At 45.6% G+C, this 26,033-nt stretch carries 21 protein-coding genes; 12 read left to right on the plus strand and 9 right to left on the minus strand.

Annotation, left to right across the window (positions count from 1 at the left end; all coding sequences use genetic code 11):
- The first annotated feature begins 55 nt into the window (after window positions 1–55).
- Together JT717_RS11450 and JT717_RS11455 are read left to right on the plus strand one after the other, a co-directional pair.
- Window positions 56–967, plus strand: a complete 912-nt coding sequence (locus JT717_RS11450) for an SMP-30/gluconolactonase/LRE family protein (RefSeq protein WP_205510606.1) — start codon at window positions 56–58, stop codon at window positions 965–967.
- Between the two features lie 43 nt (window positions 968–1,010).
- On the plus strand, window positions 1,011–1,289 hold the full coding sequence (locus JT717_RS11455) for a hypothetical protein (protein ID WP_205510607.1): 279 nt from the start codon (window positions 1,011–1,013) through the stop codon (window positions 1,287–1,289).
- Between the two features lie 18 nt (window positions 1,290–1,307).
- Here the strand turns inward: JT717_RS11455 and JT717_RS11460 are convergent, their stop codons facing one another.
- The 6 genes from JT717_RS11460 to JT717_RS11485 form a co-directional block, all read right to left on the minus strand.
- Window positions 1,308–2,135 (minus strand): DUF1206 domain-containing protein, encoded by an 828-nt coding sequence (locus JT717_RS11460; RefSeq protein ID WP_205510608.1) that lies wholly within the window; start codon window positions 2,133–2,135, stop codon window positions 1,308–1,310.
- 157 nt (window positions 2,136–2,292) lie between these two features.
- The gene (locus JT717_RS11465) at window positions 2,293–4,557 is read right to left on the minus strand and encodes a peptidase domain-containing ABC transporter (protein WP_205510609.1); all 2,265 of its coding nucleotides are present in this window, start codon (window positions 4,555–4,557) and stop codon (window positions 2,293–2,295) included.
- Window positions 4,547–5,707: an HlyD family secretion protein gene (locus tag JT717_RS11470; protein WP_205510610.1), complete on the minus strand. Its 1,161-nt coding sequence runs from the start codon at window positions 5,705–5,707 to the stop codon at window positions 4,547–4,549. Before JT717_RS11470 ends, JT717_RS11465 begins: the two co-directional genes overlap by 11 nt.
- A 98-nt stretch (window positions 5,708–5,805) precedes the next feature.
- Window positions 5,806–5,961 (minus strand): hypothetical protein, encoded by a 156-nt coding sequence (locus JT717_RS11475; protein ID WP_205510611.1) that lies wholly within the window; start codon window positions 5,959–5,961, stop codon window positions 5,806–5,808.
- A gap of 442 nt (window positions 5,962–6,403) precedes the next feature.
- Window positions 6,404–7,231 carry a ThuA domain-containing protein gene (locus JT717_RS11480; RefSeq protein WP_205510612.1) on the minus strand — a complete coding sequence of 276 codons (828 nt, stop codon included), beginning with the start codon at window positions 7,229–7,231 and terminating at the stop codon, window positions 6,404–6,406.
- A 33-nt stretch (window positions 7,232–7,264) separates the two neighbouring features.
- Window positions 7,265–8,068 carry an endonuclease/exonuclease/phosphatase family protein gene (locus JT717_RS11485; RefSeq protein WP_205510613.1) on the minus strand — a complete coding sequence of 268 codons (804 nt, stop codon included), beginning with the start codon at window positions 8,066–8,068 and terminating at the stop codon, window positions 7,265–7,267.
- Between the two features lie 334 nt (window positions 8,069–8,402).
- Between JT717_RS11485 and JT717_RS11490 the strand changes: the two genes are divergently transcribed.
- The 5 genes from JT717_RS11490 to JT717_RS11510 all read left to right on the plus strand — a co-directional run bounded on the left by JT717_RS11490 (window position 8,403) and on the right by JT717_RS11510 (window position 13,592).
- Window positions 8,403–10,493 (plus strand): tetratricopeptide repeat-containing sensor histidine kinase, encoded by a 2,091-nt coding sequence (locus JT717_RS11490; protein WP_205510614.1) that lies wholly within the window; start codon window positions 8,403–8,405, stop codon window positions 10,491–10,493.
- A gap of 31 nt (window positions 10,494–10,524) precedes the next feature.
- Entirely contained in the window at window positions 10,525–11,277 is a 753-nt protein-coding gene (locus tag JT717_RS11495; protein ID WP_205510615.1) for a LytR/AlgR family response regulator transcription factor, read from the plus strand.
- Window positions 11,278–11,446: 169 nt separating this feature from the next.
- Window positions 11,447–11,974: a hypothetical protein gene (locus tag JT717_RS11500; RefSeq protein WP_205510616.1), complete on the plus strand. Its 528-nt coding sequence runs from the start codon at window positions 11,447–11,449 to the stop codon at window positions 11,972–11,974.
- Between the two features lie 123 nt (window positions 11,975–12,097).
- Window positions 12,098–13,204: a DNA alkylation repair protein gene (locus tag JT717_RS11505; RefSeq protein ID WP_205510617.1), complete on the plus strand. Its 1,107-nt coding sequence runs from the start codon at window positions 12,098–12,100 to the stop codon at window positions 13,202–13,204.
- 46 nt (window positions 13,205–13,250) lie between these two features.
- Complete coding sequence (locus JT717_RS11510) at window positions 13,251–13,592, plus strand: HopJ type III effector protein (RefSeq protein ID WP_205510618.1); 342 nt, start codon at window positions 13,251–13,253, stop codon at window positions 13,590–13,592.
- 70 nt (window positions 13,593–13,662) lie between these two features.
- Here JT717_RS11510 and JT717_RS11515 read toward each other — a convergent pair whose 3' ends face one another.
- Together JT717_RS11515 and JT717_RS11520 are read right to left on the minus strand one after the other, a co-directional pair.
- Entirely contained in the window at window positions 13,663–14,097 is a 435-nt protein-coding gene (locus tag JT717_RS11515; RefSeq protein ID WP_205510619.1) for a MarR family winged helix-turn-helix transcriptional regulator, read from the minus strand.
- Between the two features lie 60 nt (window positions 14,098–14,157).
- Window positions 14,158–14,658 (minus strand): GNAT family N-acetyltransferase, encoded by a 501-nt coding sequence (locus JT717_RS11520; protein WP_205510620.1) that lies wholly within the window; start codon window positions 14,656–14,658, stop codon window positions 14,158–14,160.
- 644 nt (window positions 14,659–15,302) lie between these two features.
- Here JT717_RS11520 and JT717_RS11525 point away from each other — a divergent pair.
- The gene (locus tag JT717_RS11525; RefSeq protein ID WP_240348025.1) at window positions 15,303–18,470 is read left to right on the plus strand and encodes a SusC/RagA family TonB-linked outer membrane protein; all 3,168 of its coding nucleotides are present in this window, start codon (window positions 15,303–15,305) and stop codon (window positions 18,468–18,470) included.
- Window positions 18,471–18,490: 20 nt separating this feature from the next.
- Window positions 18,491–20,485, plus strand: coding sequence for a SusD/RagB family nutrient-binding outer membrane lipoprotein (locus JT717_RS11530; RefSeq protein WP_205510621.1), 1,995 nt, complete (start codon window positions 18,491–18,493; stop codon window positions 20,483–20,485).
- A 124-nt stretch (window positions 20,486–20,609) separates the two neighbouring features.
- Here JT717_RS11530 and JT717_RS11535 read toward each other — a convergent pair whose 3' ends face one another.
- Window positions 20,610–21,308, minus strand: coding sequence for a hypothetical protein (locus JT717_RS11535; protein ID WP_205510622.1), 699 nt, complete (start codon window positions 21,306–21,308; stop codon window positions 20,610–20,612).
- Window positions 21,309–21,659: 351 nt separating this feature from the next.
- Here JT717_RS11535 and JT717_RS11540 point away from each other — a divergent pair, with 351 nt between their 5' ends.
- The 3 genes from JT717_RS11540 (at window position 21,660) to JT717_RS11550 (ending at window position 25,980) form a co-directional block, all read left to right on the plus strand.
- On the plus strand, window positions 21,660–24,347 hold the full coding sequence (locus JT717_RS11540; RefSeq protein WP_205510623.1) for a PAS domain S-box protein: 2,688 nt from the start codon (window positions 21,660–21,662) through the stop codon (window positions 24,345–24,347).
- 115 nt (window positions 24,348–24,462) lie between these two features.
- Entirely contained in the window at window positions 24,463–25,602 is a 1,140-nt protein-coding gene (locus JT717_RS11545) for an AI-2E family transporter (protein ID WP_205510624.1), read from the plus strand.
- 63 nt (window positions 25,603–25,665) lie between these two features.
- Entirely contained in the window at window positions 25,666–25,980 is a 315-nt protein-coding gene (locus JT717_RS11550) for a hypothetical protein (protein WP_205510625.1), read from the plus strand.
- Window positions 25,981–26,033: the final 53 nt, after the last annotated feature.

The raw sequence follows: 26,033 nt of genomic DNA on the forward strand, positions 1-26,033 counted from the left end.
GAGCATTATTCAGTATCTTACATAGTAAGCTGCCATAAAACCAGTCTTCAGCTCCATGAGAAAAAGCATCTTCCTGTTCATTGTTTCACTAAGCTGCCTGCAAATGTCAAAAGCACAAAAACATTGCTCTGTGGATGCCGATACCGGCATCATAGCCCAGGGGGCCACACCGGTGCTTATTGCCAGGACATTCAGTTTTACCGAAGGTCCGACGCCAGACAAACAGGGAAACATCTATTTTACTGATCAGCCCAACAATAAGATCTGGAAATATGGAACCGATGGCAGCTTGTCTGTTTTTCTCGACAGCGCCGGCAGATCGAACGGATTGTTCTTTGACAATAAGGGCAACCTGCTCTCCTGTGCCGACGAACATAACCAGCTTTGGTCGATAAGCAAGGATAAAAAGATCACCGTACTGGTGAATGATCTGGATGGCAAAAAGTTGAATGGCCCTAATGATCTGTGGGCATCTCCCAAAGGTGATATCTATTTCACCGACCCTTATTACCAGCGCAGCTGGTGGACCAGGACCAAACCTGAATTGGAAAAAGAAAAAGTGTATGTGCTTCGCCGCGGCAGCAAAACGCCGGTACCGGTGATAGACAGTCTGCAAAAACCCAATGGCATTACAGGTACGCCCGACGGCAAAACGCTGTACGTGGCAGATCTCAAAGGAAACAAGACCTATAAGTACGCGATCAATAAGGACGGGTCTTTAAGCAATGGACAACTATTTGTACATATGGGCTCCGATGGCATGACGATCGATAACAAAGGTAATTTGTATCTCACCGGCAGAGGTGTTACCGTTTTTAACAATCAGGGCCAGCAGATCGCGTTTATTCCCATAGAGGAGAAATGGACCGCCAATGTCGCCTTTGGCGGCAAACAAAGAAATAAGTTATTCATTACAGCATCTGAAGCAGTTTATGTGTTGGAGATGAAAGTGAAGGGTGTGGAGTAGCCGGATTGGCCTGTGCCGGGCATATGAGTTGCATATGTGTAACATGGAAAAACAAATAATCACTGTACTGTTAAATAATAAGCCCTATCATCTTACTTTGGAAGTGGAACAAACAGGCAATGAAAGGATCTACAGGGTTTCAGATAACCAGCAGGGAGGCAGTTTGACAGATTTTATTCCTGATCCGCTTGAATTCAGTGTAGATGGAAAAGTAAAGATCACCGATCGCATCCGTACGGTGGAAGGACAGGAAATTGCGCGTGAAATATGGAAGGCGATCAAAGATCAGTTTGATGAGCCGGGCAAAAAAGAGGAACCATAGGGTCACGTAAATATATCATCAATCCCGATCCACATCATAGGCAATCCCTTGTGCAAACATGAACAGGCCATAACAGATCGTTGCAAGGGCAACGATTATAAAATAAACATGCCCCACATGGTCGCCGATAAAGTCGAAGGCCTGATCAGTATTCAGCACATAGCGTGCATTTTCCACTACACCTGCTTTCACAAAGAAAAATCCGATGATGCCAAGAATAATGCCCCTGCCGAAATAACCTGCCCATGCAAGCACATGTACGATATGCTGGAAATAAGTTGGAAAGCGTTCAATGTCAACCCGCTCGCGGTACCCCCGGGTGATACCATAAAATAGCTGAATAATTGCCGTAACTGCATATACCAAGCCAATTGTTAAAACCGGCCACTGGCCATATTGCCGAAGCATATGCTGAACCATTTCCTGTTCTTCGCGGGGTTTTCCATCCGTTTGATAATGGCTGGTTCCCAGTAAGACCCGGACGGCAGCATATACTATCAGAATATCTGCTACGGTACTTAGTGCGATACCAATTCTCTTAATGAGCCCTTTGAACTGCTTCCCGTAATCATAGGGATCTGTAATGGCCTCGTAAAAACGCCAAAGCACATAACACAAAGTACCTAACAGTATAAGCCAGATGATTATTTTGCCAATAATATATTCATCAAGAATGGCCAGCAGGCTGCTTTCATCTGCGCCACCATGCCGCACTTTAAGAAACGACAGGATGGCGATCACGCCAATAGCGCCATAAATGATACCGGTAGCAATGCAGCCGTAGATGGGTAAAAAGTGGATAACCTGTCGTTTGCTTTTGGTGTTCTTCACACGGGCACTGCTCATACAATAATTACGATTTTTCGATACTTTTAATAGCTGCATAAGGCCGCTGAGTACGCTGCCTTGTCAATTAGCAATACTTTTCCAAAATACGCCAAAAATAAAAAACCGGAAATGAAAACTATTGTCCACTTCCGGTTTCCTGTAAAAAATAACATTGTCAGCTTGCCTGAAGACTGTCAGCGCTTCCGTTCATTTCTTTCTTTATTCCATAAACCTGCTGCTCCCACAGGAGGGTGTACGCGCCTCCTTTCGCCAGTAAGGCGGCATGGCTTCCCTCCTCAACCACTTCGCCCTGGTGCAGCACTACGATCTTATCGGCATTCATCACCGTGCCCAGCCTGTGTGCGATCAGTAAGATCGTTTTACCCGTTTTGCGCAAATCGCATAAGGCATTTTGAATATGTTGTTCAGATAATGAATCCAACGAGGAGGTGGCTTCATCCAGGATCAACAGCTCCGGTTCTTTATACAGGGCCCTGGCAATCGCAATGCGCTGGCGTTGCCCACCCGACAGGTTCATCCCGTTCTCTCCAATATTGGTCATAAACCCGTCGGGCAATGCTTCAATAAATTCCAGGATACCCAACTGCCTGCAGATGCTGATCACTTTCTTCATTTCCGGCTCGAATTCGCCCAATGCAATATTTTCAACAACGGACCCTGCAAAGAGGTGCACTTCCTGCGGTACCACACTTACCAATGAACGCAAACTGGCCGGATGTATATACTTAATATCAAGTCCGTTGATCTGGATACTGCCCGATTGCAACGGATAGATATTTTGCATTAACGATAAGAGGGTCGTTTTGCCACTCCCACTTTCTCCTACGATGGCGGTGATGGTTCCTTTGTCAATGCTCAGGTTCAATCCATTGAACACATTCACGCGGGTACCATACCGGAAATGCACATTCTTAAAACAGATATCCCCCATCTGATCCCTGGTAAGCCTGGTGGTATTGGCGGAAGACTCTACTTCGAGGTCCATAATTTCAAACAGGCGATCGGCAGCAATGATGGCATCCTGCATTAATTTATTCATTCCAATAAGCGCTATTACCGGTCCTGTAAAATAACCCATCAGCGCATAAAAACCTAACAGCTCCCCTGCCGTTAACTGGCGGTTCAGCACATAAACACTGCCGGCCCATAAGAGCACGACGGTAAACAAACCGGAAACAAGCTGTCCGCCACTGCCTGCCAACAGCGAATTTTTACCGGAATGATAAACAGTCTGCAGCAACCGCACAAAGCGTGTTTCGGTCTTGATATTTGAATATTCCTCCAAGCCAAAACGTTTAATGGTGCCTATGGCATTCAGCGACTCCACGAGCTGCGCCTCCAATTCTGCGGAATTCTCCATCAGCTTGCGCTGGGTTCGCTTATTGAATTTATTAGAAAAGTAATAGACCAGCGCATACAGCGGCACTACGGTGAATAAGATAAGTGCCAGTTTCCAGTAAGCCGTGAACATCAGTGCAAAGGAAAAAATGAGAATGAAGCCATTCACTGCCAGGTTAATGAGCACATCGTTCACAAAAACCCTGATCTTGACCGCGTCGTTCATGCGCGAAACAATTTCTCCCACGCGCATGGTATCGAAGAACTGCTGCGGCAATCGCAATAAATGTTTATAATAACCCAGGATGAGCCGGGCATCTATTTGCTGGCCGGTTTTCATTGTTAATACTACCTTGAAATAATTAATAATGATCTGTACCAGTAAAATGAATATCATCAGCAGGCTCATCAGGTTCAGCAGGTTGCGGTTGCCATCAGGCAAAACATAATCAATGATCTTTTGTAAGTAAACAGATGTACAGAGCCCCAGGATCGTATATACCATGGCGCCCAGTATGATCTGTATCAGCATCGGGACATGCGGTTGCAAGAGCAGCCGGAAACGCTCAGCCACCGAAGTGCTTGCTTTTCCCGGTATAAAATGGTCGGCCGGCGCCAGCAATACCGCAATGCCCGTCCAGATATCTTTAAACTCATCTGGTCGCATCAGCTCCATAGTCCCTTTGGCGGGGTCCATTACACGAATGCCTTTCGGCGAAGCTGCATACACTACCACATAATGATGCAGGCGCTGGTCAATGATCACATGCCCGATAACCGGATGCGGCAGCTTGTAGATACTTTCAAAAGCGCCTTTTACCGCTTTTGCAGAAAATCCAAGCCGGGCAGCTGCTTCTATCAATCCCAGCACATTGGTGCCCTTAAGATCTGTTCCTGCATATTGACGGATGCGGGCTATAGGAAGCTGCAGTCCATAAAATGCAGCAATGGAGGCCAGACAGGCCGCTCCGCAGTCTGTGAGATCATGCTGTTTAATGATATACCTGCGGCGCGGCTTCCACCAGCGGTTATGAATGGCCGTCTTTTTTGCAAACGGCGATGTATTTTGATCAGTGCTCATCAGGTATACGGTTAGGGTTTAGCCAATCGTCTGCTTTATCGAACAGCAACTGAAACAGGGTTCTGCGGGTAACCAGGAACCGGGCCTGTACCGTCATTCCCTTTTTTATGATACCCTTGTATCCATTCTTCAACCGCAGTACCGGGTCATTGGTTTCACACCATACTTTAAATAATGGCTGCCCTTCTCCCAAGTAAACATCCGGGGAAATAGATCTTACTTTACCGGTCACCATGCCCCAAACATTATAATCGAAGGCATCTATTTGCATGCGCACCGCCATACCTTCGTGGATATACCCGATATTCTTAGGTGAAACATATATTTCTGCCAGCAGGCCTGAATCGGGGCTCACTTCACCGATCAGTTCACCTGCCGTGAGCAGGCTGCCCGGAGCAATTCCTTTTAAATGCTGAATAAATCCAGTGGTGGGGGAAGAAATGGTGTACAGGTTCTGTTCTTCGGTATAAGCTGTATGGCGTGCCTGTACATCCTTTAACTGCATGTTCAGGGCAGTGAGCTCCGATTGCCATTTGTCGCGCTGTTGTGCTTTGAGCAATGACAATTCGCTTTGCGCGGTTCTATATGCTGCTTCAAACTTTTCAAACTCGGCGGTAGAGATAATTCTTTCCTGGTACAATTCTTTATAACGGTCGAAATTCTTACGGGCCACATCCAGGCGGATGCTAATTTCACTGATCTTACTTCTATAAACGAGCTGTTCCTGTGTATATAATTTAGATCGCAACTGCTGGTTCCTGCCTGCCAGTAATTGCTGCAGGTCCTGCTGTTGCCTCAATAACTCGTTCTTTTGCGCGATAACTGCACCCTGTTTATCGTTCACTGAGTTTGCCAATAATTGTATTAAAGGTGTGCCGGCGGTAACATGATCGTTTTCCCTGACAAGTACTTTTTCTACGGTAGCGGCTACGAGACTCCGTATTTCAGTCCGTTCCCGGGCCGACCGGAAAAGCCCACTACTTTTAACACTAATATCCACGCGAACGATGAACAGCAGGATAAAAGCTACAATAAACAAACCCAACAACAGCCAATACAAAACAAGGCTGCCATTCCGGTGATCGCGGTAATGCTTTTCAATATAAAATGAGGCGGCCGATGAAGGATATATCCGGTTTGACCCATGCATGATTTATTGCTGATCTTATTAACTGGTAAGCGTTAACATAAGTGATTGTGCAAATAGAGGGACAGCATCGCTATCCCTCTATTTGGCAGGCAGCAACCCTACAGGCAAATGCCAATAGAAAGCTTCACTTTCACTTCAATACCGCCGCAGTCATCATCGTCGCAACGATCTTTGCAGCAGCTTGATCCTAACAGACCTAAGAGTCCACCATTTACTTCTGTCATTTCCTGGATGGTTAATTCTTGTACTTCCATGATTGATAAGTTAATGATTAAACACTATGCCTACTCTGTTCAAGGGTTTTCGGCATCGCCCTTTTTAACCGGTCAAAATATGTATTAGCCGTTGCGTTCGGTCAGCAACAACTCATTTGATCAATAGGATCAGAAGATGGCATCGATAGGAACAAAAGGATGGATTACAAAACGGGCTCTAATGGTGACAATCAGGGTCAGGCTTATCAATGCTTTAAAGGGATACATTTATGTCCTGCTAAAGGTATGCCATCATTCATTTTAAAGTTCTAACTGTAACAGATAATGATCAATGTTAAGAAATGAAAATAAAATTCCCAATCCGGGATGGAGAGAAGATAAAAACAGGTAGCAAATCAATGCTTTAATGATACAGAGGTTAAGAACCTACACAAAACGCCCTCTATGTGTGACTATTTTTCAAAAAATGTTTTTTATATTATCAAAATTGCACCGGCTCATCATGTTTAGCCGCATACGCTTTTTTGTAATCGATGGTTCCAACACGGCTGGCCACATAACGAATGCCCTGCAGGATGTGTTGGATAAAAACCGGATCGCTATAGTCCTTTTGATCATGGCCCAACACTGTACACCAGGTGTAGCCGCCATCGTAATCGTAGGTCCAAACAGCAGGATATAATTCAGCATAAGCACCGGCATTCTTTTTAACAAGCGCGGTATCAGCATTGGTTAAGGAAGTCATGTCAAAGGCCATCAGGGTTCTTGGACCGGGATAGAGCTCTTTCGCAAAATACAATTCATCTTCTTTTATCCATTCTTTTGGCAAACCCACCATGGAAGGATGGCGCGGATCGATGCACTTTACCGTTAGCTTTTGGAATTTGGGGTGCCAGGAAAAAGTGCCGCCCAACATCATTTTAAACCATTTCCAATTGCGTTCTGTTCCTAACACGGAATGTATACCCACCAGCCCTCCACCCGCTTCTATATACTGCCTGAAAGCCAGGCGCTGTGCATCGTTGTCAAACACATCGTTGTTGGTACTGGCGAAAATGAGCAGCTTATATTGCTGTAAATTATCGCGGGTCATTACCGCCGGATTGCTGGAAGTATCTACCCTGAAGCCATAGTGCCGGCCCAATTGTTGAATGCAGCCCACAGCAGCGGGAATGCTGGCATGCACATATCCTTTTCCATTTTTAGCGTAAACCAATACGGAAAGCTTTTTCCAGTTCAGTTTATCCTGTGAGAAAAGCGGCAGGGCAATCAATAAATATAAGAGGCAGGCAATCGTTTTTTTCGTCATTTGACTATGGTTGGCTGCCCAAATTTATATAAATCATTTTAAAACAGTAAACCTGGCCATCACCGGTAAATGATCTGAACCATAATTGTGCGCCCTGAAGACGCTGTCCTGTATAAAGGAAAGCCGCTTTGGCTGATAAAAGATATAGTCGATCTTCTTTTTCGGCTGCTCCACAGGGATCGTATAGGCGTTCATGCTGCCAGCATTATTATAATGCTGCAGCAGGTATTGAATGCTTTCTTCCTCAGGCACCGCATTAAAATCACCTCCAATGATCAGGCGCTGTTTTTTCAGCGGACCTAACACTTTTACCACTTCCTGCGCCTGGCGCTTTTTTACATCACTGTTCTTAAAATCGATGTGCGTACACCCGAAATAAACGGGCAGTTGGTTAATAATGATCCTGGCCACCAATAACTTTCTCGGTTCTGTTGGGATGCCGCTTATTGCCGGCAGCTGATACCCTGTTGCTTTTTCGATGGGGTATTTTGACAAAATACCGATCCCGTATGCACCGCCTTCATAAGGGATCGTGCGTTCAAAATGATAATGCATACCCAGCTTTTCCGCCAGCACCTTCAGCTGGTACACCCTGTTACTGCGTGCTGTCATACTATCCAGCTCCTGGATGGCCACTAATTCGGCATTGGAAGCTTTAATAGTTGCTATTATGGTATCCAGGTCAATAATGTCTTTAGACTGCGAAGGCGGATTGGCATGGTGAATATTATAACTTAAAACCGTAATCGGCGTTAAGGGGGCAGCCAGTTTTTGGGTCTGGCTGCAACTCAATGAAAAAACGCTCAATAAAACAACAATGAAATTACTCTTTAACATGTCTTGGTATGGATAATTAAATAATGATAGCGGATTATACTTTGTTAATGAGCCGCAAACCTATACAGGCATAAATTTAGAAAGGTAATTTTTATTTTAAGAAATTATAAATAATCAATACCCCAGCTCATCTCATTAACAATCAAACTATTGAAAATTTATAGCCCATTATCAAAAATTATTTTTAAGATTTGCAGTAATTTTTAAACGCCCGCTACCCCCTGCCCTTCACTAATTATCCTTTCAATCCCGCCAACGGCTCATTGTAGTTTCCGCTTACCTCCTTGAATACCTAAATTTAGTTATACGCAAATTGAACATGCGACTGCTGTTTATGATATTGATACTTGCGCCGGCGGCGTCTATGGTAACACGGGCCCAAAATGTCGACAGCCTGAAAAAAGCATTATTTACCGCAAAAGATACGAACGAAATTGATTGCCTCAACGCTTTGAGTAATGCCTATATACTGCTTGAAAACAAAGATTCTGCTAAATATTATGCTGTCCGGGCCGGTGATCAGGCAAAAGCGTTGAATTACATGTATGGCCTTGCCGTAAGCCGCTGCCGCCTGTCACAAATTGCCAAACATTTTGATGACGATTTCATCAACTCGGAAAGATGGGGCAAAGAATCGCTTTACTGGTATGAAAAAACAGCCAAAAAAGAAGGCATCAGTACCGTGTATTACTATCTTGTTTACTCCATATTTGCACAAAGCCGGTTCGATGAAGCCATCTATTATGCAGAAAAAAGATATGCCCTTGTTAAAGCGGAAAACAGTTCGTTGGGAAAAATTGAAGCCTTAACCTGGTTGTCGGCTATTTACCGGCAAACCGGGAATTATGAGAAAAGTTTCCTGATGGCGCGGGAAAGTTATGACTTTGCCAGTGCAGCAAAAAACAAACACTGGATATCGACCACATTATATCATATTGCCCAATTATACGCCCATATAGAAGACTATCCGAACGCTTTGATCTATTTCAGAAGGGTTCTTCAGATGGATGATGACCATATCAGGAATGAACGGATAAGAGGCGATATAGATATCTGGCTTAAAATGGAATTTGCAGAGGTTTTCAGCCATTTGAAGCAGTTTGATTCTGCCTGGTATTATTACAGGCTATTCAAACCAACGAAAGACAAGTCAGCTTATTTACGGGTGTACTGGATCAGTACCGGTGAATGTTATCTTTTACAAAAAGATTATCACAATGCCCTGAAGAACTTTGAACTTGGCCTGGCCGGACATATAAAACTCAACGACCGGAATGAGATCATGCGGGCGCTGCTCGATATTGGGAAAACCTATCTGGCCCTGGAGAACAATGAAGCCGCTTTAGAGTATGGACGGAAGGGATTAGCCATTGCGCTGGAAACCAGGGCCAAACAATTTATCCGGGATGGGTTCCTGATCCTGTCCACGGCCTTCGACCGCATGCAACAGGCAGACAGCTCAAACTTCTATTACAGGAACTATATTTACTGGAAAGAATCTATAGCCAATGATCAGCTTAAAGCAAAATTTACAGCCTACCGCTACGAGGAGCAGATAAAACTGCTTGACAAAGAAAACCAGTTACAGCAACAGCTATTGAAACAATCATCGGAGCATAAAAAAATGCTCACCATTGTCATAGGGCTGCTCTTACTGTTCGGCATTATTTTTATCAGGTTCATCATGCTGAAAAGAAAGATCCTGCAAAATGAACTGCAGATCCAGAAGCTTGAAAATGACAGGAAGCAGGCTGCATTTCAACAGCAGGCCACTGAGTTGGAAATGCAGGCCCTGCGCGCCCAGATGAACCCTCACTTTATCTTTAACTGCCTGAGCTCCATCAATAGCTTTATCCTGAAAAATGAATCGGAAGCGGCTTCTGATTACCTCACCAAATTCGCCCGGCTGATCAGGATGGTGATGCACAACTCGAAAGAAGCAGTGATCACCTTGGAAGATGAGCTGGAGATGCTGCAACTGTACCTGGATATGGAAAGGCTCCGCTTTAAAAAAGCTTTTGATTATACAATTACTTTTAAAAATGAAGTAGACGCTTCGTTCATCTACATTCCTCCGCTTCTGTTGCAACCTTTTGCAGAGAACGCCATCTGGCATGGGCTGCTGCATAAAGAAGGGAAAAAACATCTGAGCATAGCATTCAGTGAAGAAAATAACCTCTTACATTGTTCCATTGTTGATAATGGCATCGGCCGGGAAGCGGCAACAACAGTGGAAGGCAAATCGCCTGAAAAACAAAAATCCATGGGTTTGAAAATCACCCGGCAAAGACTGGCCTTATTCAATGGCGTTAAAGATCTCCAGAATGTACTTGCCATTGAGGACCTGTTCGACCAAGATGGACGTGCTACCGGTACCAGGGTGCAGCTCACCATCCGCATAAAAAGGAACACGGAACCCGTTTGATAAATTAATGCATGCCTTAATAAAGCAATATATGATCAATGCCATTATAATAGACGATGAACCCTATTGCTGCGAGAGCCTCACCACATTACTGCACCGTTATTGCCCGCAGGTAAACATAGCTGACACCTGTTTTAGCGGAGCAAGCGCCCTGCAGGCTATAAAGGTGAAAGAACCACAGCTGGTATTTTTAGACATTGAAATGCCGCAGATGAATGGCTTTGAGCTGCTGCAAAAATTACCTGAAATAAAGTTTCAACTGGTATTTACCACCAGCTATGATCAATATGCCATAAAAGCCATCAGGTTCAGCGCCCTGGATTATTTGCTAAAACCTATCGACAGGGATGAACTGCAAAGAGCCGTTCAAAAAGCCATTCAGCACGTTCAACAACCATTGCCACAGCAATTTGAGATCCTGCTGCAAAAAATGAAGGCGCCCGCAATGACCATTCAAAAAATGGCATTGCCTACCGTGGAAGGTTTGCAAATGATAGCAGTAGACTCCATCCTCAGCTGCTGTTCGAACAGTAATTATACCACCCTCCTCACAAAGGATAAACAAAAGATCATTGCATCGCGCACCCTGAAAGAAATAGAGGAAATGCTTGAAGAATATTCCTTTCTTCGCGTGCACCATTCTTTTCTTGTAAACCTCAACGAGGTTGACAAATATATTAAGGGAGAAGGCGGCTATCTTACCATGAGCGATGGTTCAACAGTGCCTGTTTCGCGCAGCAGAAAAGAATTGTTGCTGAAAAAATTACAACCGCATAAACATTAATATGGTGCCGATGATCTATCCGGTTTGCCACCGTAAAGCCCTTTGCTCCCTGGTTAAGGTCAATTATCCTGTATAACCGTCAATGGCTCACTGGCGTTATCGAACGCTATTCCATCAAACTATTTTTGCTCCATTATTCATTTCACCAGTCAAATTAAAAAGTATAGCCATGAAAAAATGCATTTCTATTGGTCTGGTATTAGCTTTACTGACCACTGTATCGAACAGTACCTTTGCGCAGCTTGCCTTTAATAACAAAAAGCTGAGGCCGGCATTTTCTTTTGAAGCCCATAAGTTACCACCCTACGAATCGAAAGATGCTGCAAACATTCATCCAAAAGCAACCGAGAACTTTATCACAAGCTATGAAAATGCAACGGATGCAAAATGGACCGTGTTGAAGAACGGCGAATCACTGGTTCATTTCTACAGCGATGGTATTGAAACGAAGGTGTTTTATACCAGGAAAGGGAAACATGTAGCCACGATCCGCTATTATTCTGAACACACACTGCCAGCTGACGTGCGGCACCTGGTAAAATCCGTTTATTATGACTTCAGCATTTTTTTGGTGATCGAGGTCACGCTTAATAATCAAACTGCGTACCTGGTAAAAATGGAAGATAGTAACCGTTTTAAAACGATCAAAGTAATAGATGGGGAAATGGATGTAATGGAAGATCTGGAAAAATTATAAGGTTGATCAAAAAATGACTGTGCCACGTTTTTAAACGGTGGCACAGTTAAAACTTTAAGCAGGCAGGCCCGGTTGGTAGAAGATAAGCGGTACGGCCTTACCTTTGCCAATCAAATTTCTTACATGAGTTCGCTGCTTAAAGACCTTTATTCTCCCGCATTTTACGACCGCCTGTCAAATTCATTTGTTCATACGATCGAAGGATTTGATAAAAGGAAATTCAAACGTTTGCTGTTGAACGAGGACTTTGAATCGATGGAGCTGAAGGAACGCATGAAGTTTACCGCGCGCTGTATGCATGCCTTTATGCCGCAAACCTTTGGACCGGCTAGCATTAAAACGCTGTTTGCCATAGTTGACCGGTGGCGGAAACATGAATTTCCCCGGGGCGGACTGGAACATATGTTCCTGCCGGATTATGTGGAAACCTTTGGCCTGAACAACTACGACAATTCCGTCAGGGCATTGGAATATATCACTCAGTATGTAAGTTGTGAGTTTGCGGTGCGGCCCTTTTTGCTTCGATATTATCAACCTATGCTGGCGCAGATGGTGCGCTGGTCAACACACGAAAGCGAAGCGGTGCGCCGGCTGGCCAGTGAAGGCTCGCGCCCCCGCCTGCCCTGGGCACTTCGGGTACCGGCCCTTGTGGAGGACCCCGCTGTATTACTTCCGATCCTGGAGAATTTAAAGAACGACCCCTCAGAAACGGTCCGTCGCAGTGTGGCCAACAGCCTCAATGATATTGCGAAAGATCATCCCGACCTAGTCATTACGCTTGCCCGTAAATGGCAAGGGATCAACCCCCAGGTAGATGCTGTGATCAAACATGGAAGCCGGACGCTATTGAAAAAAGGCCATACTGGCATTCTGGCGCATTATGGGTTGGAAAGTCAGCATATAGAGCTGACCGCCCTGGAAGTGCTAACACCGGTTGTGAAGATCGGCAACAGCTTACGGTTCCGGTTCAATGTAATTAATAATGGGAAAGCGGCGCAGCCGGTGCGTATTGAATATGGTATTTATTACCTGAAAGCGAACGGTACGCTCGCCAGGAAAGTATTTAAGATCAGTGAACGCCTGTTTCAGCAGGGAGAAGCTGTCACTGTCGAACGGAGCCAGTCCTTTAAACTGATCACAACAAGGACCTTCTACCCCGGCGCCCACCAGCTCTCCGTCATTGTTAATGGAGCAGAAAAAGCAATAGCCGGTTTTACGCTCAGGAAATAGTTATTTTTGCCGGGAAGGACTCACATTTTAAATACATAGTATCTCAATGAAAGAACAACTCACTATCCTGATCAACAAATTAAAAAACAATGCAATCACATTCAAAGAGGTGATTGAATTCATAGAAAGCTATTATCAGCATCAGCCCACGGCCTTTAAAAATGGCGAAGTGTATAATGAAGCAACGCGGAACCAGGGCAGCGCTAAGGTATTTTCTTTCGCAAAACTAAATGACCTGAGCAAGGAAGATACACTTTACCTGTTTGCCGAGCACTATCAATCGGTATTGAATACGCCGGATGCATCAGATCACCAAAACATCAGGCAGTTCATGAAACATGGCTGGCCCGGACTGGTCTTTGAGGGAGAGGCGCTGGTAGCAAAATAAATGAACGAATGTCAAAAGGCCATGGATCCGGATTCTATGGCCTTTTTTACAAGATCATCATTGTTGTTTATTAACTGCCATTTAAGATCTGCATGATCTCCTGCATATGTTTCACCAGTTCTTTTTGCTTGCTGGCGGCCAATGGCGTTATCAGCGCATCTACCTGGTCGTTTGACGCACGGTTTAAGGTATGAAAGACTTTAAGGCCTTTTTCCGACAATGCCAGTAAGGATACCCGGGCGTCGGTAGAGAAATTCTCTTTGTTGATAAGCCCGTTCTTTTCAAATTTCTTCAGGATCCGGCTAACATAGCCTTTATCCATACGCAAGGTAGAAACGATCTGTGAAGCGCTTATTTGTTTTCCGGTATATATTTCATAGAGAATGCGTGCTTCCGCCAGCGAATAATCACTGTCGAGCAGGTGACCATCCAGTAAACCGATCAATCGGGTGTAGAACCGGTTAAATTCCCGGATGTCCTGAATCAATTTGGTCTTATCCTTCATGTACTTTGATGCTTTAGAATGTGTATAAGCTTTATTGTTGCCATCGGCAACATTCTGAACTTAAGCCAGGTGCAGGTCATACCGCCTTTCTACAAGCAGTTTGCCAAAGGCCCTGGACGGCTTTTCTTCGGTAAGTGTAAAGCCAAACCGGGTGTATAAGCTAATGGCAGCATGCTGTTCATCGGTGGTCCACAGGTAAGCATCTTTCACAGCACGTTGTTTCATGAACGCGATAAACTCTGACATCAATTTTTTTCCCAGGCCAACGCCTCTGTACTCCGGTAAAAAGATAAAGTACCGCAATTGTATGGCATGCTGCCGGTGCTGGGCAACCAGGGCGCCTATGATCCGGCCATGATGTTCACAGATCCAGATGCGGTCCAAGGCCGGGTCATATTGATGGGCAAGTTCTCCCAGTCCGCCTAAAACATATGCTTCAAAGTTTAACCCATAGCCGCATTCCCTGGCATACAGCTCGCCATGCATATAGGCTATATAACCCAGATCGCCCGGAAGCAGCTGGCTCCTTACTGTAATATCATTCAATGCAATTGTCTTCATAATATACCCCCTGTATTATTATTACCAGTTCCCCTTGTTTAATACAAAGTAAATAAAATAGGTTGACTTTGGCAACTAATTGTCCTTCCTGCCTGTGTCAGCTGATCATAGGAAACAGGTTTCCTGTTCCCTATTACTATATTATAAATTTTTGCTATTCGCGTTCTTGCTTTCCTGTAGCCAAAACCGATGATAGCCGGTGATATAGATTGCAAAATCCTGCATGTATAACATCATTGCACATTAAAAACCGCATAAATTGCGTTATTGCCTTGTTATTGTGCCACTTTTTGCGTTAAACAGCATTATATTTGAAAATAACCACTACGAACTGTTTATGCTTAGAAAGAAGCGTCAGGCACATCTATTATACCAGGCAAACCTGCATACCAGGGGTTTATTATGCCTGCTCAGCCACCCGTGTTTTTTAATCATCAACAACATTCCAGGGCTTCCACCCCATGATCAAGCAGGGCACCCGTATGTCGATCCGGGCATTCAGGCACTATAGGCGCCTGCACGGAACCAGGGCATTTACAGATCAGGACTTATGAAAACAATGCATCTGAACCGTTCAATATTAGTATTGAACTGAAAAACCTTTCCGTATTCAACCATCGATTCATTGACCCAAAAAAACTGTTATGAGAAAATTCATGAGAAAATGGAGGCTTTTTAGTTTGATCATGATCATTGTGCTCGACATGATCTCGAAGAACCTGATAGCACAAGGAGTTCCTCTCAGCGGAACGGTGCTTTCAGAAGAAGGTGCACCGCTGCCGGGTGTAACGGTCAGTGTAAGCGGCACCGACCGGGCGGCGCTCACAGATATCAAAGGCAAATTCACCATTACAGCCAATGAAGGCGCCATGCTGGAATTCAGCCATGTAGGCTATGTTAAACAAAGGGTAAAAGCCAGCGCCGGCATGGAAATACGTCTATCACTCAGCGCATCAGGCCAGATGCAGGACGTGGTGGTTACGGCCATGGGTATTAAAAAGGAAAGAAAGGCATTGGGATATTCGGTCACCGAATTAAATGCGCAGGAACTGATGAAGAATAAAAATACCAATGTGGTTAACTCCCTGGTTGGTAAAGTGCCCGGAGTAAACATTACCCAGTTCAGCGGTGCAGCCGGCGCCGGGGCGTCTATCACGATCCGCGGTGGTAACTCTACGTCGGATGGCAGGCAAAACCAGCCATTATTTGTTGTAGATGGCGTCATTTACGACAATTCAACTTCTGTCACCGGTAATTCCGCTACCGATGGCGCCACCCGCAGCAATACCACATACTCGAACCGGGTTATGGATATTAACCCCGAAGATATTGAAAGCCTGTCGGTGCTGAAAGGGGCTGCTGCTGCTGCATTGTATGGATCAAGAGCAGCAGACGGCGTGGTGATCATCACTACCAAGAAAGGCGCGGAAGGTACGGTAAAAGTGAATGTAGCCAGTAAAGTGATCAGTTCCTGGGCGAATAAATTGCCCGAAGCACAAACCAGATTTGGGAACGGTTCCTACGCCAGCAACGGGGTCTTCAACGATATCACGTATAACTCCTGGGGACAGGCCATTGAACCTACAGAAACCGTGTACGATAATATAGGTGATTTCTTTCAGCACGGCATGGTGTATGATAACAATGTAAACGTATCGGGCGGCACCAAGAACAGCGCTTTCTTTTTATCGGGTTCTAATTTTGATCAAACGGGCATCGTTCCCAACACCGGGTTTAAGAAAACGACCTTTCGTTTTAACGGCGAACAAAAATATGGCCGTTTGACCCTGAATGCGAACGTCGCTTATTCCATTGCGAAAACTGATAGAACACTCACTACAGCCGGCTTATATAGCGGTGGCGGCAATGGCGCCATGGGCGCTGTATACAGCTGGCCCCAGGTATTCGACATGAAGCAGTATGAGAACATCGACGGTACCCAGTATCGCAAGTTCGCCGGAACACTTCCCCTGGAAACCGATACAGACAATCCTTACTGGATCATTAATAAAGACAAATTAACTTCCCAGACCAAACGTATTACCGCAGGCATTAACGGTAATTATAAAATTGCCAGCTGGTGGGATATCATTGCCCGTTTAGGCTATGATCAGTACAACACAAATGATTACACGTATATTGCCCCGGGTTCTGCTGTGATCCCCCTGTACCAGAACGGCCGCCTGAGCAAAAACCTGAACAGCTATACGTTCATCACAACCACCGTGATGAGTAATTTTCACAAAACATTCGGCGCTTTTGAAACCCGCCTGATGTTGGGAAGCACTACCGAAAATACCGAATGGGTAAACCAGAATCATTGGGGACACAATTTTATAACTGCCGGTACCATAAGCTTCGGCAACATCGCAAACACCAATCAATTCTTCAAGGATGCCACCACCCAAAAACGGCTGGTAGGCGCCTATGGTGAATTTGGTATTTCTTATAAAGACATTGCTTATCTCACGGCAACCGGACGCAATGACTGGTCTTCTACATTGCCTTTAAACAACAGGTCCTATTTTTATCCTTCCATCAGCGGTTCATTGGTGTTTACAGAACTGTTGCCTCAAATGCCCCATCTTTCCTTTGGTAAAGTGCGGGCAAGCTGGGCGCAGGTTGGTAAAGACGCCAATCCCTATGCCACCCTTACTTATGTCAATGATCCGATCATCGTTGGTTCTTTTACCGGCATCGGTAATCAATACACCAGCGGTAATCCTTTTTTGAAGCCTGAAATTCAGAATTCCTGGGAAGTGGGCGGCGAGCTGCGATTCCTGAATAATCGTATTGGCCTGGACTATACTTATTATCACAGCCAGACAAAAAATCAGATCGCCCAACCGCGTTTGTCCAATGCGAGCGGTTATATTTTGACGTCTATTAACTCAGGTTCCGTTATTAACAAGGGAATGGAAATAGCCCTTACCGGTAAAGCAATCACAAGAAAGGATTTCGCATGGGATGTAATGCTGAATTTCTCCTATAACAAAGGCCGTTTGGGCGCTTTCCTGCCAGGCGTAGCTTATTTCTATCCTACAGACGCTCAATTTGGAACCGTAAAAGCAGCTTCCATTCCGAACGGTGGCTATTTCCTGGGCATGACCGGTACCACCTACTTGCGGGAAACAGATGCGGATAAAAAGGAAATTTCGAATGGACGCTACCAGGTAGATCCTACCACCGGATTATACAAACTGAACACCAATAACCCCATCGTAGGTAACCGGGAACCCAGTTTCATCGGGGGCTTTAACAATACGTTCCGTTACAAGAAATTCATCTTATCGTTCCTGCTCGATTTTCGTAAAGGCGGAGATGTGTATAACGGAACTGAATATGCCATGGTCATAAACGGTTTAAGTAAAAGAACCCTGGAGAATGACCGTCAATCAGTGACCGTAAGTGGCGTCAACAGTCAGACCGGCGCTGATTTTACGCAAACCTATAATGCAGATCAGTCATATACCATTAACGGAACAACCTATTCCGGCAGGCATATGATCCAACAGTACTGGGCAAACTACGCAGCAAATTCCATGAATTTTATTACTTCCGTGAATTGGGTAAAACTGCGTTCGCTGTCGTTAAGTTATGATTTCACCGGTATGTTGAAAAGCAAAAAGATCATCAAAGAACTGTCAGCAACCGCAATAGGCACCAATTTATATACATGGACCAATTACAAAGGAATGGATCCTGAAGTTAGTGCAGCAGGCGGAACAGGCGGCTCGGGCTCTACCGGTATCGATTACCTGGGCGTGCCTGCAGTAGCCAGTTTCACCTTTGGCATAAACCTTACGTTTTAATGAATGAAAAAAAGCAAACTATGAGAAATTTGAAATATTGCATTTTAGGTTGCCTGCTTTTACTGGGATCAACATCCTGTAAAAAGTGGCTGGATGTGAATACGGACCCTAATAATCCGAACAACGAAACTGTTTTGGTTCAAAACAGGTTGCCCTGGATCCAAAAATTTTACTGTTATACCGCGGGGGTTACGAATTTCCGGACTGCCGCACAGTCGGGCGTTTACTATAGCAATAGTACCGCCGGTAATGCGCTGAGCACAACATGGACATCCCATACCGGTAATGTCACCCCTTATCAAACCTGGTTTGTAGAAGTCGCTTCCAATCTGAACGACCTGTACAGTTCCGCGCAGAAAAAGGGCGCCTTTCATTATATGGCTACGGCTGATGTATTCCATGCCCTGGGTTTTATGCAAATGCTGGATGTATATGGTGAAATGCCGTATACAGAAGCCATCTCGGGCATAGCAAGTCCGGCATTTGATGATGGCAAAACGATCTACAATGGCTGTATGGCTAAACTAAATGAAGCGATCGATCTGTTCAGCAGAACGCAGGAAGCCACCGCCCCGCCATTGGCATCAGGAGATATGTGGAATGGCGGCGATGTAAACAAATGGATTAAATTCTGCTGGGGTCTGAAAGCCCGCTATATGCTCAAACTGTCAAAAAAATCGGACCTGTACAATGCAGATTCCATTTTATATTGTTTGTCTAAAGGGCCCCAGTCCATTGCCGACAATGTGGTACAGGCCGGCCTGAATAACAGTACCGTGCTCGATTATTTGATACGTGATCCGGTGGTAACGAACGGCAACTTTAATTATGCAGCCTATGGCAGTAATCAACGCATTTCAAAATACCATTATGACCTGCTGACCAATATGCGTGGTTCCGGCGTAACAGATCCGCGCATGACGAAAATTGTACCCGCTTCCATGTCTGGTATTCAGGTAGCCGCCAACGGCAAAGTGATATCGTATACCTGGAACCGTTCTATAGGTGTTGATATGTATGGTGCAGCCACCCGCCTGTCGAAAGGTGGCCCTGCTTCTATCCTGACACCGGCTTATGCCAAGGATACCACGACGATAAAGTATACTATCAAGAATGCCGCGGACCGTACCAATTTCATCGCGGCGCAGGTTGCAGCCGGGCGGCCTTATACCAACGTGGCAGATACGGTAACGGTCACCTACAGGCCGGGATCGATCTTTATAAACAGTCCTAACTACCTTTATGCCGGGGATACTGTTTATGTAAATATGCGCAGCAGCGCGCTGGCCACATCGGGCATCCCTGCCCAGCCCGAAAAAGACGTCAGTTGGTATCCATCTGGAGACGCCTTTACAGCCGGCGCCGTGGCTTCTACAGGCTCCTTCCAGGTTCGTCCTGTTTCTGACCAGGAGATCCTTACTTACCATGAAATGTGTTTTATTAAGGCCGAAGTGTATATGAGAAAAGGCGATGTTGGCAACGCCTACACAGCCTATAAACAAGGTATCCAGGCGCACCTCGACATGATGCAGGCAAAACTGGCGTCATGGCAGGCCGCAAGATATACTGATACCAATCCGGATATGGCGCCAATGGCGCAAAGCGCTATCACTGCTTATCTCAGCAGTAGTGCCCTTGCTTCCGGTGCCGGTGATCTTACCATGGCCGACATCATGTTGCAAAAATATATTGCCATGGGCTGCAGCATTGAGAACTGGAACGATATGCGCCGCTTTAATTTCAGTGCCGGTAATGTAGGCGGCTTTGGCGTGGTTTATCCCGGCTATGATCGCGGACCTTTATTTGCCGGCAACGCGCAATATACAGGAGCGGGCAAAACCGATCCCAGGTACTGGCAACGCCGTTGGATGTTACCTACTACGCTTGAACTGAACTATAACCTTACCAATGCGCTTGCCATCAACCCGCATGCAGCGGATCCAAATATCTGGAGTATGCCTGTGTGGTGGGATTGTGCAACCGATGCAGAGTATTATGGGTATCTGCAAAATTAGCAGCATAGATCACAACTAACTATAGCATCCTCCCGGTAAACCGGGGGGATGTTTCTTTTAGATCGGTAAGACAAAAAAACCGGACTAATTAGTCCGGTTTTTTGTAACGCATGTAAGCCCTTTATCATTTTAAGAGAAACGCTTTGATATAATCTACTTTATAGGTTGTTTCCGGCGCATCCCCTTTTACCAGATCGAAACCCACATAATCGAGCGAGGTAACAGCGCCGGCTACCAACACACCAACCTGGATGTCATTGATGTAAAAAGCCAGTTTACCATCTACCAATGTTATGCGCAGTTTGTTCACCTCATTTAAGGCGCCTTTGATAGCGGAAGAACTTGTCCAGTTGATCAGCTGAGTAGTGGTTCCATTGATCTGGGAATACACGCGAAATTCTTTTTCACCAACCTGGAAACCGAGAATATAGTTTGCGTCCTTCACAGCGAAAACAAGACCGCCTTTATCATACTTATGGCCTGCTACATGCTGTTGCGAAATTTCGATCGCCTGCTTTTTGTCATTGTCGCCAAAAAGTTTTCTGGATGCCCAGGTTTTGAACATCATGGCGCTGGTGCCCCCATATTTAACCGAAAAAAATCCACCGGATACCGATTTAACCGCCGGACCACTGGTACCTGGTTGCCATAAGGCTGTGTTGGCATTGTCGAAATTGTCTGTAAAAATAACTGTCTCTTTATCGTTACCCGGAGGGTTGTTATCCTTATCGTCGCCCCCTTTACTGCAACTTATTGTAGAAATTGTACATGTGATCAGCGTAAGCAGTGAAATAGTAGACAAAGTTTGGTGCAATTGCTTCATAGATCGGTTTGTGTTTGATTGTGCTAAAATCAGGTTTGTTTATGTAGAAGAACCCGAATGTCAATTATAATGCCAGCTTTTGGTATTTGCGGTTGTATAAGTACGTCAGCTATGCTAAACTTATCCAATTGGCAATCATATTATTAAAATTGTCTTTTTGAACGGGTGGATATCAACTGCGGATCCCCTGACTGAATAACCTGCATAACCGCTGGTTAGATACAGGACTACACTCATCACGAGGCATCGACTTAAAATGACAGTTCGTCTGGTTTAAAAATTGCTTATATGTTAAACCACTATTTAGGCTTACAGCGCTTACATTTATAGCCCCCTAAAGAGGATAAAACCATGATGAATTCATCTGAACCATCAAATAATATAGAGCTGGAGCTGATATATACGCTTGTCAAACAGGCGCCTGTTGCCATGACCCTGCTAAAAGGTCCCTTGTTCACCGTGGAGATCGCTAACGATAAAGCGTTGGAACTGTGGGGAAAACAATATAATGACGTTATTCACCAGCCGGTACTGACCGTTTTTCCAGCGCTGGAGCAGCATGGATTCGGGCAGATCCTTCAGCATGTTCTTTCGACCGGTGAACCTTTTATCGCTCATGAGTTGCCGGTGAAGATCTCCCGGGGCGGAAAGCCTGAGGCCCTGTTCCTGAACTTCAGATATGAGCCTTTAAGAACTTCCGATAATGAAATTATAGGTGTCATAGGCATCGAAACAGACGTCACGGAACAGGTAGCTTCCCGCAAAACGATCGAGGAAAATGAAAGGCGCTCCTTTGAATTGCTGGCGCAGGCTGCAGTTGGGATCACCGTTTACCAGGGAGAGGAACTTACCGTACTGGTAGCAAATCAAAGTGCGTGTGAGATCTGGGGTAAAAGCCAGGAAGAGTTGGTTGGAAAAGCGGTGCTTGATATCTCCCCCGAACTTGAGCATTCACCTACTTTTCATATTGTGCTTCAGGTGCTAAGGACCGGAGTACCTTTTGAAGGCCGGGAAGTACCGATTGAATTTATCAGGAACGGACAGCTCTATAAGGGTTACTATGATGTAGTATATACCGCCTGGAAAGGAGCGCAGGGCGAGATCAAAGGCGTGATCACCGTATACACTGAAGTAACACATTCTGTACTTGCCCGTAAGAAAATTGAAGAAAAGGAAGAGCAGCTTCGAATAGCGTTGGAAGGCGGCGATCTGGGCTATTTCGACTACCGCCCCCAAACCGGAGAATTGATCCTGTCTGACCGGCTGTTGCAGATGTTCGGATTACCCGTTGATAGCGTGGCCAGCCTGGATCTTTTTTTCAATGTGCTGCACCCCGAAGACCGGGAGCTGGCAAACAAAAGGATCCAGGCCGCGTTGGAACCTGCAAACGGTGGTATTTATGAAAATGAATACCGTACGGTCGGTATCACCGACGGCAAAGTGCGTTGGCTTCACTCAAAAGGTAAAACAAGTTTCGATGAAGCGAATAAGCCGGTCAGGTTTACGGGTGTGGTTCGGGACATCACCCATGAAAAGCTCACCGAAGAAACGGTGCGCGAAAGCGAAGAGCGGTTCCGCGGCACCTTTGAGAATGCGGCTGTAGGCATTGCCCACGTGGGTCTCGACGGCACCTTTTTAATGGTGAATGACCGCTTGTGCGAAATAGTGGGTTACACGAAGGAAGAACTGTTGGCAAAAAATTTTCAGCAGATCACCCACCCGGACGATCTGGATGCCGACCTCCACTTCGTAGCAGACCTTATAAGCGGCAGGATAGACACCTACTCCATGGAAAAAAGATATATCCAGAAAAATGGCTCATTTATCTGGTCGAACCTTACGGTGTCCATGGCAAAGAAAAGGGATGGCAATCCGGATTATTTTATTGCGGTAATACAGGACATCAGTGAACAAAAACGGGCTGAAGAAGAAGTTAAACAAAGCGAAGAGCAATTCCGCACACTGGCCGATAATATTCAAAACCTTGCCTGGATGGCGGACAGCGAAGGAGCTATATTCTGGTATAATCAACGCTGGTATGATTATACAGGCACGACGCCACCGCAAATGGCTGTTACAGATTGGGAAAGCTTCCACCATCCTCAATATACCGATCTCGTTAACCAGTTTAAAAACGCCTTCAACCAGGGGGAACCTTTTGAACTTACGTTTCCTTTGCGAAGACGCGATGGCAATTACAGGTGGTTCCTGACACAGGTTTATCCAATCAAAAGCGCCAACGGCCAGGTACTTCGTTGGGTGGGAACAAGCACGGATATTGATGAACATAAGTCGGTTGAAGAAAGATTGGAAAACCTGGTCGCCGAGCGCACCCGGCAGTTGAAGCGTTCAAATGAAGAACTGCAGCAATTTGCACATGTAGCATCACACGATTTTAAGGAACCGGTGCGTAAGATCAGGATCTTTAGCAATCATTTAAGCAGTGAATATGGGCGATACCTGCCTGAAAAAGGAATAAATTATCTCGACAAAATTCAAAATGCCTCCGCACGCATTTATGAAATGATCGATGCGATATTACAATATTCTTCGTTTGAAGAAGATGATAGGCTGAATGAGGCCGTTAATCTCACAAAAGTGATGAATCAGATCATTACAGACCTGGAGCTGGCCATACAGGAGAAAAACGCAAAGATCGAATTCGCTGATCTGCCAACCCTTGAAGGATCGACAATTTTAATGTATCAATTATTCTCCAACCTGATCAACAACTCGCTGAAATTCTCTAAACCCAATGTGCCCCCGGTCATTAAAATAAGCTGGCAAGAAGTGGATAAAAACAACATTCAGATCACTTTAGCCGATAACGGCATCGGTTTTAAAGAGAATTATGCTGAAATTATATTTAAAGCCTTTTCCCGCTTGCATTCCAAAGCGGAATTCGCAGGAACAGGGCTTGGCCTTTCATTATGCCAAAGGATCGTAGAACGGCACGGCGGCGACATTTATGCGCAAGGGGAAGAAGGGGTTGGCGCTGTGTTTGTGATTACACTTCCGCTCAGACAGCACGGTACATAAATCGTTTTCAGGAAACAGTTTTGCCACAGGCGGTTGCAGGAAGCAGCCATCAGGGTATTGTTGCGCCATTGATTCTTGGGTGGCATGCGAATTACAGCACTACTTATAAAAACTTGTGGAAAGACTTCCTTTAACAGTCAGGCGCTCGATCGAAATCCTCGGACTGGCGGTTGTTTTCTTTTTCATCGTTCATGCGGCCAATATCCTTTCTCCGATCTTGCTCGCCTTTTTTCTTACCATTCTGCTTTATCCCCTGTTCAAATGGCTCACCAGAAAAAAGCTGCCGGAGATGTTGGCTATTGCCATCGTGCTGGTTGTGCTCCTTGCCTGCATGGCGCTGCTCGTATGGTTCATCACCGCCCAATTTTCACGGCTGATCGCAGATTTCCCTACCCTGAAAGCCAATGTAACGGTGCACCTGGAGCGGCTGAGCAGCTGGATCAACAGCAAGACGAATTTTTCCACCGAGCGGCAGTTGCAACTGCTTAACGAGCAAAGCGAGAAATTGGTCAATTTCGCAGGAGGATATGTAAGCGGCATTGCGTCGTCGCTGACCGGACTGTTGATCTTTTTTGGCCTTGTTCCGATCTACATTTTTCTCTTATTGTTTTATCGCAATCTGCTGCTGCGTTTTGTATTTCTCTGGTACAAAGAAGCTGAGCATGAGCGGGTCAGGGAGACGGTGCAGGAAATGCAAAGCATCATAAAAAGTTATTTGGGTGGCCTGCTGCTGCAAATTGCCTATATCACCATCCTGCTCGGGGGCATCTTACTGCTGTTTGGCATCAAACATGCGCTGCTGATCGGGGTCCTGTTCGCTATTCTTAACCTGATCCCCTACATAGGTGCGCTGATCGGCAACCTCATTGGCGTACTACTTACGCTTACTTCCTCAGACCAATTATCGCCCATACTCACTGTACTGATCGCCATTGCCGCCGTGCAATTCCTCGATAATAATATCCTGATGCCTAAGATCGTCGGCTCCAAGATCCGCATCAATGCACTTACCAGCATAGTAGCCGTTGTTGCAGGTGGGGCGCTCGCCGGTATCTCGGGCATGTTTCTGGCGCTACCGATCGTGGCCATGCTGAAGGTGGTATTCGACCGTTCTGATCACCTGAAGCAATGGGGGGTGTTATTTGGCGACGAACGGCCTCCCCGGAGTCCTTTTACCTGGCCGCGCTATCGTAAAGGTTCGCAGGCGGTACAGCAGGAGATCAAACAAACCAGTGGGATCAACGAAAAGAAATAGTGTTCCCTGATCGTTGGGGGATATAAAAAGGCGCCCTGGCATAAGTTTTAATCGTTCACGGGCATGGAGAAAGTACTCGTTCAAATCTTTTTGCCGCTGGCAGACAATTCGGGTCAGCGTTTTACCGGGGATTGGTATATAAATATCAGCCGCCAGCTTAACGAAGGTTTCGGCGGGGTAACCATGTATCAACGGGCGCCAGTAAGCGGACTCTGGAAAGAGGAAGAAGCGCATACGGTGAAAGATGATCTGATCATTTATGAAGTGATGGCAGACAAGATCGACCCTGGCTTTTGGGCACCGTTCAAAAAACAATTGGAGCAGCAGTTCCGCCAGGAAAGTATTCTGATCCGGAGTTATCCCATACAGATTCTGTAGATCAGATCAGTTCGAAGGGCACCTGTTCACCTGCATGCGCCATCGTTCTTTAA

The organism is Longitalea arenae, from assembly GCF_016924755.1.
Classification (GTDB): Bacteria; Bacteroidota; Bacteroidia; order Chitinophagales; family Chitinophagaceae; genus Niastella; species Niastella arenae.

Excerpts from the sequence above, each read along its gene's own strand:
- JT717_RS11450 (WP_205510606.1), top strand. The coding sequence starts at position 56 with ATGAGAAAAAGCATCTTCCTGTTCATTGTTTCACTAAGCTGCCTGCAA.
- JT717_RS11455 (WP_205510607.1), top strand. The coding sequence starts at position 1,011 with ATGGAAAAACAAATAATCACTGTACTGTTAAATAATAAGCCCTATCAT.
- JT717_RS11460 (WP_205510608.1), bottom strand. The coding sequence starts at position 2,135 with ATGAGCAGTGCCCGTGTGAAGAACACCAAAAGCAAACGACAGGTTATC.
- JT717_RS11465 (WP_205510609.1), bottom strand. The coding sequence starts at position 4,557 with ATGAGCACTGATCAAAATACATCGCCGTTTGCAAAAAAGACGGCCATT.
- JT717_RS11470 (WP_205510610.1), bottom strand. The coding sequence starts at position 5,707 with ATGCATGGGTCAAACCGGATATATCCTTCATCGGCCGCCTCATTTTAT.
- JT717_RS11475 (WP_205510611.1), bottom strand. The coding sequence starts at position 5,961 with ATGGAAGTACAAGAATTAACCATCCAGGAAATGACAGAAGTAAATGGT.
- JT717_RS11480 (WP_205510612.1), bottom strand. The coding sequence starts at position 7,231 with ATGACGAAAAAAACGATTGCCTGCCTCTTATATTTATTGATTGCCCTG.
- JT717_RS11485 (WP_205510613.1), bottom strand. The coding sequence starts at position 8,068 with ATGTTAAAGAGTAATTTCATTGTTGTTTTATTGAGCGTTTTTTCATTG.
- JT717_RS11490 (WP_205510614.1), top strand. The coding sequence starts at position 8,403 with ATGATATTGATACTTGCGCCGGCGGCGTCTATGGTAACACGGGCCCAA.
- JT717_RS11495 (WP_205510615.1), top strand. The coding sequence starts at position 10,525 with ATGATCAATGCCATTATAATAGACGATGAACCCTATTGCTGCGAGAGC.
- JT717_RS11500 (WP_205510616.1), top strand. The coding sequence starts at position 11,447 with ATGAAAAAATGCATTTCTATTGGTCTGGTATTAGCTTTACTGACCACT.
- JT717_RS11505 (WP_205510617.1), top strand. The coding sequence starts at position 12,098 with ATGAGTTCGCTGCTTAAAGACCTTTATTCTCCCGCATTTTACGACCGC.
- JT717_RS11510 (WP_205510618.1), top strand. The coding sequence starts at position 13,251 with ATGAAAGAACAACTCACTATCCTGATCAACAAATTAAAAAACAATGCA.
- JT717_RS11515 (WP_205510619.1), bottom strand. The coding sequence starts at position 14,097 with ATGAAGGATAAGACCAAATTGATTCAGGACATCCGGGAATTTAACCGG.
- JT717_RS11520 (WP_205510620.1), bottom strand. The coding sequence starts at position 14,658 with ATGAAGACAATTGCATTGAATGATATTACAGTAAGGAGCCAGCTGCTT.
- JT717_RS11525 (WP_240348025.1), top strand. The coding sequence starts at position 15,303 with ATGAGAAAATTCATGAGAAAATGGAGGCTTTTTAGTTTGATCATGATC.
- JT717_RS11530 (WP_205510621.1), top strand. The coding sequence starts at position 18,491 with ATGAGAAATTTGAAATATTGCATTTTAGGTTGCCTGCTTTTACTGGGA.
- JT717_RS11535 (WP_205510622.1), bottom strand. The coding sequence starts at position 21,308 with ATGAAGCAATTGCACCAAACTTTGTCTACTATTTCACTGCTTACGCTG.
- JT717_RS11540 (WP_205510623.1), top strand. The coding sequence starts at position 21,660 with ATGATGAATTCATCTGAACCATCAAATAATATAGAGCTGGAGCTGATA.
- JT717_RS11550 (WP_205510625.1), top strand. The coding sequence starts at position 25,666 with ATGGAGAAAGTACTCGTTCAAATCTTTTTGCCGCTGGCAGACAATTCG.